We start from the raw sequence: 10,708 nt of genomic DNA on the forward strand, positions 1-10,708 counted from the left end.
AACTTGAAATCAAACAATATATAGACTATTATAATAACGAAAGAATTAAATCAAATCTAAACAAAATGAGCCCGATAAAATATCGAGCTCATTATTGTCAAAATTAATTATAAATTTGTCTAACTTTTTGGGGGCAGTCTAAAATTGGCGGTTTTTTTTAATCTAATTCTTCTTGTTCTTCAGAATCTTCATCTGCAATTTCATCAAAGTCCTCGTCAAATACTTCATCAAAATTATCTTCATCACTATCGTATTCTTCCATAGTTTCTTCTAACTTCAAACTTATTTTAACCAAATACATGGTATCTTCTGTAGTAACTTCAACGGCACGAATGGTTTCTCCTTTTGCATTTTTAAACACAATAATATCTTTATAACCATATCCATTTGGAAATTTATCAACCAATAAATCTAAAATATCACTTGTTAATTTACTATAATCTACTATTACTCTTTTCATGGTTAAATTTACATGTTTAATAAATAGGCAAAAATTAATGGCGCAACAATGGTTGCATCTGACTCAATAATATATTTTGGGGTGTTAATATCTAATTTACCCCAAGTAATTTTTTCGTTTGGAACTGCTCCTGAATAAGAGCCATAGCTTGTTGTTGAATCTGAAATCTGACAGAAATAACACCAAAAAGGCGTATCAGTTCTCTCCATATCCTGGTACAACATTGGAACTACACAAATTGGAAAATCTCCAGCAATACCACCTCCAATTTGGAAGAAACCAATTCCGTTCTCTGAATTAGCTGTGTACCATTCTGCTAAAAAGGTCATATATTCAATACCCGATTTCATAGTACTAGCTTTTAATTCTCCTTTTAGTACATACGAAGCGAAAATATTTCCCATGGTACTGTCTTCCCACCCTGGTACAACCATTGGTAGATTAGCCTGTGCGGCAGCAATCATCCAACTGTTTTTTGGATCAATTTCATGATATTGATCTAAAACTCCTGAAAGCAATAGTTTATACATAAATTCATGAGGAAAATAACGCTCACCATTATCTTCCGCATCTTTCCAAATTTGGTATATGTGTTTTTGTAAACGTCTAAATGCTTCTTCTTCTGGTATGCATGTATCAGTAACTCTATTAAGGCCTTTCTCCAATAAATCCCATTCATCTTGTGGTGTTAAATCTCTATAATTTGGTACTCTTTTATAATGAGAATGAGCCACCAAATTCATAATATCTTCTTCCAAATTTGCTCCAGTACATGAAATTATTTGCACTTTATCTTGTCTAATAATTTCTGCAAAAATTTTCCCAAGCTCTGCTGTACTCATAGCACCTGCTAAAGAAACAAGCATTTTGGATCCTTTTGCTAATTGGTTTTCATATTCTTTGGCTGCATCAACCAAAGCAGCAGCATTAAAGTGCAAATAATACTTTTCAATAAATTGTGAAATCTCCCCCTTTTTATTCATAATCTTCATCTTCGAATTTACTTGTTTTACCGTTTGATTCTTCAAAATTTTCATCAAAATCTCTTCCTAAATCGTCTTCATTATCTTTAAACTTATAGCTTAACATTTTGTAGTACAATTTTGCAGCAAGAAAATCTGAAGATCTCTCTAGCTTATTTGGGCAAAGTTCAACAATATCAAAACCAACTACATTTTTTTCAGCAAATATTTTTTTTAAAAAATCCAGTGTTTCATACCACAACAAACCCCCTGGTTCAGGTGTGCCAGTGGAAGGCATAATTGAAGGGTCAAAAGCATCTAAATCTATGGTAATAAACACATTAGTTGTCATTAAGTCGATGGCGTTTTCCATCCAAAAATCATCATTAACCATATCATGTGCGAAGAAAACTCTTTCTAAATCCATTACGGTTTTTTCGGCCTTATCCATACTTCTAATTCCAACTTGAATTAAATTTGTTGTTTGGCTTGCCTCATAAACAGCGCATGCATGATTACATTTTGAACCATCGTACTCTTTTCTTAGATCGGCATGTGCATCAATTTGAACCACTGTTAAGTTATCAAAACACTCATTAAAAGCTCTAATAGACCCAATAGAAATCGAATGTTCGCCACCAACCAACGTAACAAATCTATTTTTATTGATGTATACTTTTGCTGCCGCATGTACTGCTTCTACCATTTTTTCTGGCGACGAATTTTCTGTTACGGCTTCAGCTAAATAAATTCCATTTTTATACACTTCAGAATTGGTTTCAATATCGTACAATTCCATATTTTCAGAAGCTTCTAGAAACGCTTCAGGACCTTTATCAGATCCTTTTTGCCAAGTACTTGTTCCATCATAAGGAACAGGAATTAAAACTATTTTTGAAGTTTCAGATTTAGCATATTGCTCAGGAATTCCTGCATAAGTTCTTTTATTCATAACCTAAAATTTTTAAAAAATCTGTTGCTGTTTGTTTTTCTCTAAATACATTATAAATTAATTTTCCGTCGTTATCTTTCGATATAATAATATGTTTTGGTTGTGGAATTAAGCAATGCTGTAATCCTCCATAACCACCTAATGATTCTTGATAGGCACCTGTGTTGAAAAAACCAATATACAAAGGTTTATCTTCTTTATACGTTGGTAAATAAATAGCATTAATATGCTGATCTGAATTATAATAATCATCACTATCACAAGTTAAACCTCCTAATAAAACACGTTCATAATTATCATTCCAACGGTTTAACGGCAATAAAACAAACCGTTTATTTATGGCCCAACTATCTGGTAATGTGGTTATAAATGAAGAGTTAATCATATTCCAATTTTCTCTATCATTTTGCTTTTTTTGATATAAAATTTTATAAATAGTACCTCCACTTTCTCCAACTGTATAGCTTCCAAACTCGGTAAAAATATGTGGTGTTTGCACTTCAGCGTCTTCACAGGCATTTTTTATTTGAGAAATAATCTCATCAACCATATATTCATAATCAAAATCAAATGCCAATGAGTTTTTAATAGGAAACCCACCACCAATATTTAAACTGTCTAAGGAAGGGCAAATTCGTTTTAAGCTAATATAAACTTTTAAACATTTATTTAATTCGTTCCAATAATAGGCGTTGTCTTTTATACCTGTATTGATAAAGAAATGCAACATTTTTAAACTTACTTTGTTGTTTTCTTTTATTTCCCTTCTGTAAAATTCAACAATGTTTTTATAACCAATTCCTAAACGTGAAGTATAAAACTCAAATTTTGGCTCTTCTTCAGAAGCAATTCTAATACCTATATTTATTTTTTTACGCAAACCCTCAGTAAGTAATCCAATTTCTTCATAATTATCAATTATTGGAATACAGTTTTTATGCCCAGCATTTATTAATTTTTGAATTTTAGTAACGTATTCATCACGCTTAAAACCATTACATAAAACATATGTTTTATCCGTTATTTTTCCATCTATTTTAAGACTCTCAACAATATCAATATCAATTGCTGAAGATGTTTCAATATGAATATCATTTTTTAAGGCTTCATCTAACACATGCTTAAAATGTGAACTTTTGGTACAATAACAATAGTTATATTTTCCTTTGTATTTATATTTACGCATTGCACCTTCAAACATTCTTTTAGCATTTTGAATGTTATCACTAATTTTAGGCAAATAGGTAAATTTTAAAGGTGTGCCATATTTTTCAACTAATTTCATGGTGTCTATATCATGAAAATGCAAATTTTTATTAGAATCGACCGTGAATTCTTCTTGTGGAAAATCAAATGTTTGATTAATTAAATCTATATATCTTGTATTCATTTTAAGGTTTTATTTAAATGTATAATCTACTACTAAAAAATAATTTTTTAGTTAACATAAAATGGATACCTACACCCTTAATACAAAGTGAATTTTATTTAGATTTACAACCAATGAAATGTTGTACATTTTTAAAAGGAAATTAAAAAAAGTTTTTAACTTAATAATTAATACTATTTACACTTTACAACAACTTAATAACTTCTTTACGCTTAAGCTGCTACTAAAAAAACGTTATCATTTTTGTTCGTTCATAAAACAAAGTGCAAACATATATAAAAATTCATTATTATTAAAGAAATATTAAAATTTATCGAGTAAAAACAAATTCGCTTTTGGTTGATAAATTTGCATCAAAATGATACCCTTCATAGTTAAATCCCTTTATGTTTTCTACTTCTTCAATAGAATGATCCAAAATATATCTCACCATTAAGCCTCTTGCTTTTTTGGCAAAAAAACCAATCATTTTTAACTTTCCATCTTTATAATCTTTAAAAACAGGAGTTATAACGTTGGCTATCAGCATTTTTGTTTTAATTGCTTTAAAATATTCAGTACTGGCAAGGTTTACCAGAATTTCATTCTCGTCCATTTCGCTATTTAAGGAATGTGTCATTTTTGAATCCCAAAACTGATAAAGGTTATTTTTTCTTCCTATTTTAAGATTCGTTCCCATTTCCAATCTATAAGGCTTTATTAAATCAAATGGTTTCAACAGCCCATATTGCCCTGATAAAATGCGCAACTTACTTTGTAATTGACTATACTTTTCAGCTGGAATATTATAAGCATTCAATCCTAAATATACATCACCTTTAAAAGCAAAAATTGATTGTCTTGCATTTTCAATGGTAAATGGCAATTGCCAATCTTGGTTTCGTTGCCAATTTAATTCGCTTAAATTAATGGAAATATCCATTAATTGGGATAATTTTTTAGGTGTTTTCTTTTTTAAAACTGCGTTTATTTTAGCAGCTTCTTCTAAAAAAATACCCTGAGAAAATTCTTTTGTAGGTAATTTCGATTCAAAGTCTAATGATTTTGCAGGAGAAATAACTATTTTCATAGTACGATTTTAATTCAGGTTTTTAGTTAATCTATAAAAGATAAAGTTACTATAGTTTATATAATATTTAGCAAATATTCATAAACTATTTATATAGTCTTGCATTTTGGAAAATAATAAACCAACATGAAATCCATCAACCAGTGAATGATTGACCTCTACCGAAAATGGTATTTTTTTTATCTCTTGCTCATTAAAAAGTTTTCCAAATACAATTTTTGGAATTGCTAAACCATCTTCATCTCCATTTCTGGCATGTTTGAAGCTTGTAAATGATATCCAAGGAATTATAGAACAATGTATAATCCCCAATTGATCAACATTTTGCAGCTTTTTGATACCATATTTATGATCTTCCAAAACTATTTTTCCATTTTTATCGAAATCAAATAGTGTAGGTTGAATTTTAAAATCTACAAATGAAAATGTTTGGTCATCGTTTAAAACAGTTGAACCTATATTCACTTTATCGAACAATACAACTTGTCCGTTGTGTAATCGTAATTTAAATTCTTCAATTTCATTGGCAGACTTAATTGCAACATAAATACACGCCAACGAAAAAGATAATTGATGTTTTTTACAAAAATTATAGAGATTTGTTACTTCTATATTTGAAGTAATATTAAAAAAAGGATCCTGATAATTTTTAAAAAATTCATATTGGTTTTTTCGATACCAACTATTTGTGTCGAACGGTTTCATATTACTCTTTTTGGTGTTCGGTATATGTCTTCCATTTCCCTAAACAATCTATCATATCTTGAGGAATTTCCGAATTAAACTGCATAAATTTTTTAGTTGTTGGATGCTCAAAACCAAGTGTTTTAGCGTGAAGTGCTTGTCTTGGCAACACCTTAAAGCAATTGTCAACAAATTGTTTGTATTTGGTAAAAGTGGTTCCTTTAAGAACTATATCGCCTCCATATCGTTCATCATTAAACAACGTATGCCCAATGTGCTTGAAATGTGCTCTAATTTGATGCGTTCTTCCTGTTTCTAATTTACATTCCACCAAGGTAACATAGCTAAAACGTTCTATAACTTTAAAATGTGTAATCGCCTTTTTTCCAAATTCTCCACTGGGAAAAACACTCATTTGCAATCGATTTTTTAAACTTCTGCCTATATGGCCTTCAATGGTTCCAGATTCTGCATCAATATTTCCCCATACAATTGCATAGTACAAACGCTCTGTTGTTCTGTTAAAAAATTGTTTAGATAAGTGAGCCATAGCAAATTCCGTTTTGGCTACAACTAACAATCCGCTTGTATCTTTATCAATTCTATGTACTAGTCCAGGTCGTTCATTAGCATTTATAGGTAAGTTTTCGAAATGATGAATTAAACCATTTACCAATGTACCACTGTAATTTCCGTGACCAGGATGCACAACCATACCAGCCGGTTTATTTACAACAATTACTTGATCATCTTCAAATAAAATATCTAACGGAATATCTTCTGCAACTAATAAATTTTCGTGTGGAGGGTGCGCTAAAACCACTCTCACTATATCATTTGGTTTTACCTTGTAATTAGATTTAACCGGAATTTCATTTACTAAAATATTACCTGCTTTTGCAGCTTGCTGAATTTTATTTCGTGTAGCGTTTTCAATAAAATTCATTAAAAATTTATCAACTCTTAAAGGTACTTGACCTTCACTAGCTTCATATCTAAAATGTTCATAAAATTCTTCTTGTTCTAATTCTTCTTCGTTCATTTAAAATTCTATTTCCTCGGTTATTTCTTCTTCTTTTACAATATTTGGATTTCCACCATCTGGGTATCCATCGCCTAAAACCAAAGTCAACATCGAATTTTTAGGAACTTTACTTCCTTTAAATACTGCACTCCCATTCCATTTTATTCCTCGAACCACATCTTCAGCAATATCAGGTATATATTCATATTTCTCATCAACTCTAAATCCTATTGCCATTAATTGCGAAATTGCTTGTCTTTTGGTTCTACCCATTAAATCTGGCATTTCAATTATGGAGTAACTAGACGGATTCAATTTTAAATATATTTTTCTATTTTCTTTCACAAAATCACCCGCTTCAGGACTTTGAGAAATTACAGATTGAGGTGGAAAATTAGGATCATAGCTCACAGAATCAATTACTACATATTCCAAATCGTATTCTTCTAACGTGTTTTCAACATCCTCAATACTCATTTTAACCAAATTAGGAACCTCAATTTTTTGATTATGATTTGTTGCTATTTTTAGCCAAGATATAACCAAAAAAGAAAAAACCAAAAAGGCTGCTAATGCTATTAAAAGTTGCTTACCAAATACTTTTGACTTCATAAATTGAACAAGACTCATATGTTTTTCTAATTTTTGAGCAAAGATACTTCATAAATTTTAACTTACATAATTGTTGGAGTTATTGAATTTATAGGTAGAATGATTGATTTTAGTTGCCCGAATTTATTTTTTCGTTTTTCACTTTTCGATTTTTTCCCTTTTAATATGTAAGTTTGTACTATAAGGAAAATGCAAACTATACAAATGAAAAAAAACATTGCCATAATAATGGGTGGTTACTCTTCTGAATTTGAAATTTCTTTAAAGAGTGGCGAAGTGGTTTACAACAATATTTTAAAAGAAATTTATAATGTTTATCGCGTTCATATTTTAAAGGAAAAGTGGGTTTTAATAGATGACTTCAATGAAGAAATTCAAATAAATAAACATGATTTTTCAGTTGAAATTAATGGAACCAATATAACTTTTGATTGTGTTTTTAACGCAATACACGGAAATCCAGGTGAGGACGGAACAATTTTAGCTTATTTTGACTTAATTGGTTTAAAACACACTTCTGCTCCATTTTACCAAATGGCACTCACGTTTAATAAACGTGATACATTAAGTGTTGTAAAACAATATGGCGTTAAAACAGCAATTTCCTATTATCTTAACAAGGGAGAAACTATTAATGTTGAAGAAATAATTGAAAAAGTTGGTTTGCCTTGCTTTGTAAAACCAAATAATGCAGGCTCTAGTTTTGGAATTTCAAAAGTAAAACAAGCTAATGAAATGGTTACTGCCATTGAAAAAGCTTATAAAGAAGATACCCAAATTCTAATTGAATCTTTTTTAGACGGAATAGAAGTGACTGTGGGTGTTTTGGAATATGAAAACAAAATTATTGCACTACCAATGACCGAAATTGTTACTGAAAATGAGTTTTTTGATTACGAAGCAAAATATTTAGGGAAATCGGAAGAAATTACACCGGCACGAATTTCAAATGAAATGCATGATAAAATTGAAAAATTAGCGATTTTTGTTTATAAAATTCTAAATATGAAAGGATTCACAAGAACCGAATATATTATTGTTAACAACGAGCCCTATTTTTTAGAAATGAATACAGTACCCGGGTTAACAGATGCAAGCATAATTCCGCAACAAGCTGCTGCAGCCGGAATTTCGTTACCTGCTTTATTTGATAATGCCGTAAAAATGGCTTTAAAATATTAAAAAATGAGAAAAGCACTTTTTCCCGGTTCATTTGACCCAATAACTTTGGGACACGTAGATATCATAAATCGAGCCCTTCCTTTATTCGATGAAATTGTAATTGCAATTGGAATTAATTCCGATAAAAATTATATGTTTTCATTAGAAGAACGGTTGAAATTTATAACAGATAATTATAAAAATGAACCAAAAATAACTGTTAAAACCTATTCTGGATTAACCATTGATTTTTGCTCTAAAATTGATGCTAATTTTATTTTAAGAGGGCTGCGCAATCCTGCCGATTTTGAATTTGAAAAAGCCATTGCTCAAACAAATAGAAAATTATCTAAAATTGAAACTGTATTTTTACTAACCTCGGCAGATACTTCTTTTATTAGTTCAAGCATTGTTAGAGATGTTATTAAAAATGGTGGCGATGCAACTGGTTTTGTTCCAAAAAGTGTTCTAATTAACTAAAATACAATGATTAAAAAAAGTACTTATTCCTTTTTATTTTATTTTATAAGCTTTTTAAATTATGCTCAAAATTCAACTTTTTTAACAACTTTTGAAAAATCAAGTGGATTAGAAACAGCTACCTATTTTGAAGTTATCGATTTCTATAAAAACTTAGCTCGCGTTCATCCTGAAATTTCTGTTTTTGAAATGGGAAAAACCGACAGTGGTTTTCCATTACATTTGGTTGTTTATGACAGTTCTAAAAAATTTGATTTTAAGAAAATTAGAGCTAATAAAACGGTCGTTTTTATAAATAATGGCATTCATCCTGGAGAATCTGATGGTATAGATGCATCTATGATGTTACTTAGAGACATTGTCCAAAATAGAATTACACTACCCAATTCTGAAAACTTCATATTGGCAGCAATTCCTATTTACAATATTGGGGGTGCCCTTAATAGAAATAGCACCACACGTGTTAATCAAAATGGTCCTAAAGAATATGGTTTTAGAGGCAATGCGAGAAATTTCGATTTAAATAGAGATTTTATAAAATCAGACACTAAAAATACTCGTTCATTCGCAGAAATTTTTCATTTAATAAATCCAGATGTTTTTATTGAAACTCATGTAAGTAATGGTGCTGATTATCAATACGCAATTACTCATTTATTTACACAGCACAATAAATTAGGCGGAAAATTGGGAGCGTTTCTAGAGAACGAAATGAGGCCACAAATTGAAGAATCATTGCTTAAAAAAGATATTTCAATAACACCTTATGTAAATGTTTGGGGTAAAACGCCCGATACTGGATTTAGTCAATTTTTTGATTCACCACGTTATTCTAGCGGTTTTGCAACATTGTTTAATACGTTTAGTTTTATGATTGAAACACATATGCTAAAGCCTTATAAACAAAGAGTTGAACAAACTTATTCGTTATTAGAAAGCGCCATAGAATTTACGTTAAATAACACATCCAAAATAGAAGAATTAAGAATAAATGCCGTTTCAAATTTTATTGAACAAAAATCGTATCCTATTCAGTTTACCTTAGATGAAGCAGCGTTTACAACAATTCTATTTAAAGGATACGAAGGAAGTTATATTAATAGCAAGGTTACCACGGGAAAAAGGTTGTTTTACGACCAATCGAAACCTTTTACTAAACCGATTAATTATTACAATCAATTTAAGGCTTCAAAAAATATTACAATTCCAAAAGCTTATATTTTAAAGCAAGGGTTTTGGCCAATTTTAGACCGGTTGAATGACAACAAAATTGAATATATAATTTTTAAAAAAGACACTTCTATAATTGTTGAAGTACAAACTATAAAAGACTTTAAAACTATTAATGAAGCGTTTGAAGGGCATTATATGCATTACAATACGGAAGTTTTATCCACCACTAAAACCATTAATTTTAATAAAGGAGATGTTTATATTCCTGTAAATCAGAATGGTGCACGATATCTTTTTGAAACATTAGAAGCCGAGGCTATAGATTCTTTTTTTAATTGGAATTTTTTCGATTCAATTTTACAAGAAAAAGAAGGGTATTCTGCATATGTTTTTGAAGATATTGCAGAACAGTTTTTAATAAAAAATCCTGAGATAAAAGAATTGTTACAAACTAAAATTACCGCTGATAAAGAATTTGCAAACAATCCCCAAGCTCAATTAGATTTTATTTATAAAAACTCTCCTTATTACGAAGCAGCACATTTAAAATTACCAATTTATAAAGTGTTTTGATTTTTTTTTAGAATAACTTTTTCTAAGCTATTAACCTGACGGTTATTTAACGGAATTTTATCAAGCTGCATATTTGATGTCTTTATGATTGAAATATTTTTGAACTCTATCTGGATTTTGAACTAACATTTGCATATGGTTTTCTAAATTTTCTTTAAGTTTTTCATG

At 29.8% G+C, this 10,708-nt stretch carries 12 protein-coding genes; 4 read left to right on the forward strand and 8 right to left on the reverse strand.

Annotated features, from left to right (window positions below):
- The first annotated feature begins 8 nt into the window (after positions 1–8).
- A complete protein-coding gene (locus Q8S45_RS13930; RefSeq protein WP_371132950.1) occupies positions 9–107 on the forward strand; it encodes an IS3 family transposase in 99 nt (32 codons plus the stop codon).
- A 50-nt stretch (positions 108–157) separates the two neighbouring features.
- Here Q8S45_RS13930 and Q8S45_RS01295 read toward each other — a convergent pair whose 3' ends face one another.
- The 8 genes from Q8S45_RS01295 to Q8S45_RS01330 all read right to left on the reverse strand — a co-directional run bounded on the left by Q8S45_RS01295 (position 158) and on the right by Q8S45_RS01330 (position 7,153).
- Positions 158–460: a hypothetical protein gene (locus Q8S45_RS01295; protein WP_305600511.1), complete on the reverse strand. Its 303-nt coding sequence runs from the start codon at positions 458–460 to the stop codon at positions 158–160.
- 8 nt (positions 461–468) lie between these two features.
- A complete protein-coding gene (locus Q8S45_RS01300) occupies positions 469–1,443 on the reverse strand; it encodes a deoxyhypusine synthase family protein (RefSeq protein WP_305600512.1) in 975 nt (324 codons plus the stop codon).
- Positions 1,436–2,374: an agmatinase gene (speB, locus tag Q8S45_RS01305; protein ID WP_305600514.1), complete on the reverse strand. Its 939-nt coding sequence runs from the start codon at positions 2,372–2,374 to the stop codon at positions 1,436–1,438. The genes Q8S45_RS01300 and speB overlap by 8 nt, the downstream gene beginning before the upstream one ends.
- On the reverse strand, positions 2,367–3,764 hold the full coding sequence (locus Q8S45_RS01310) for an arginine decarboxylase (RefSeq protein WP_305600516.1): 1,398 nt from the start codon (positions 3,762–3,764) through the stop codon (positions 2,367–2,369). The genes speB and Q8S45_RS01310 overlap by 8 nt, the downstream gene beginning before the upstream one ends.
- A gap of 310 nt (positions 3,765–4,074) precedes the next feature.
- Positions 4,075–4,833: a peroxide stress protein YaaA gene (yaaA, locus tag Q8S45_RS01315; protein ID WP_305600517.1), complete on the reverse strand. Its 759-nt coding sequence runs from the start codon at positions 4,831–4,833 to the stop codon at positions 4,075–4,077.
- A gap of 78 nt (positions 4,834–4,911) precedes the next feature.
- On the reverse strand, positions 4,912–5,538 hold the full coding sequence (locus Q8S45_RS01320; RefSeq protein ID WP_305600518.1) for a CatA-like O-acetyltransferase: 627 nt from the start codon (positions 5,536–5,538) through the stop codon (positions 4,912–4,914).
- A 1-nt stretch (position 5,539) separates the two neighbouring features.
- Positions 5,540–6,559, reverse strand: a complete 1,020-nt coding sequence (locus tag Q8S45_RS01325) for an RluA family pseudouridine synthase (protein ID WP_305600519.1) — start codon at positions 6,557–6,559, stop codon at positions 5,540–5,542.
- A complete protein-coding gene (locus Q8S45_RS01330; protein ID WP_305600521.1) occupies positions 6,560–7,153 on the reverse strand; it encodes a PASTA domain-containing protein in 594 nt (197 codons plus the stop codon).
- Between the two features lie 204 nt (positions 7,154–7,357).
- Here Q8S45_RS01330 and Q8S45_RS01335 point away from each other — a divergent pair, with 204 nt between their 5' ends.
- Genes Q8S45_RS01335 through Q8S45_RS01345 form a run of 3 tightly spaced genes read left to right on the forward strand, consistent with a single transcriptional unit; the run spans position 7,358 to position 10,540 of the window.
- On the forward strand, positions 7,358–8,335 hold the full coding sequence (locus Q8S45_RS01335) for a D-alanine--D-alanine ligase (protein ID WP_305600523.1): 978 nt from the start codon (positions 7,358–7,360) through the stop codon (positions 8,333–8,335).
- A 3-nt stretch (positions 8,336–8,338) separates the two neighbouring features.
- The gene (gene coaD, locus Q8S45_RS01340) at positions 8,339–8,794 is read left to right on the forward strand and encodes a pantetheine-phosphate adenylyltransferase (protein WP_305600525.1); all 456 of its coding nucleotides are present in this window, start codon (positions 8,339–8,341) and stop codon (positions 8,792–8,794) included.
- A gap of 6 nt (positions 8,795–8,800) precedes the next feature.
- Positions 8,801–10,540: a M14 family metallopeptidase gene (locus Q8S45_RS01345; protein ID WP_305600527.1), complete on the forward strand. Its 1,740-nt coding sequence runs from the start codon at positions 8,801–8,803 to the stop codon at positions 10,538–10,540.
- Positions 10,541–10,708: the final 168 nt, after the last annotated feature.

Origin of the sequence: Lutibacter sp. (assembly GCF_030692605.1) — a bacterium.
GTDB lineage: Bacteria > Bacteroidota > Bacteroidia > Flavobacteriales > Flavobacteriaceae > Lutibacter.

Coding starts and splice junctions, on each gene's coding strand:
- Q8S45_RS01295 (WP_305600511.1), bottom strand. CDS start 460: ATGAAAAGAGTAATAGTAGATTATAGTAAATTAACAAGTGATATTTTA.
- Q8S45_RS01300 (WP_305600512.1), bottom strand. CDS start 1,443: ATGAATAAAAAGGGGGAGATTTCACAATTTATTGAAAAGTATTATTTG.
- speB (WP_305600514.1), bottom strand. CDS start 2,374: ATGAATAAAAGAACTTATGCAGGAATTCCTGAGCAATATGCTAAATCT.
- Q8S45_RS01310 (WP_305600516.1), bottom strand. CDS start 3,764: ATGAATACAAGATATATAGATTTAATTAATCAAACATTTGATTTTCCA.
- yaaA (WP_305600517.1), bottom strand. CDS start 4,833: ATGAAAATAGTTATTTCTCCTGCAAAATCATTAGACTTTGAATCGAAA.
- Q8S45_RS01320 (WP_305600518.1), bottom strand. CDS start 5,538: ATGAAACCGTTCGACACAAATAGTTGGTATCGAAAAAACCAATATGAA.
- Q8S45_RS01325 (WP_305600519.1), bottom strand. CDS start 6,559: ATGAACGAAGAAGAATTAGAACAAGAAGAATTTTATGAACATTTTAGA.
- Q8S45_RS01330 (WP_305600521.1), bottom strand. CDS start 7,153: ATGAAGTCAAAAGTATTTGGTAAGCAACTTTTAATAGCATTAGCAGCC.
- Q8S45_RS01335 (WP_305600523.1), top strand. CDS start 7,358: ATGAAAAAAAACATTGCCATAATAATGGGTGGTTACTCTTCTGAATTT.
- coaD (WP_305600525.1), top strand. CDS start 8,339: ATGAGAAAAGCACTTTTTCCCGGTTCATTTGACCCAATAACTTTGGGA.
- Q8S45_RS01345 (WP_305600527.1), top strand. CDS start 8,801: ATGATTAAAAAAAGTACTTATTCCTTTTTATTTTATTTTATAAGCTTT.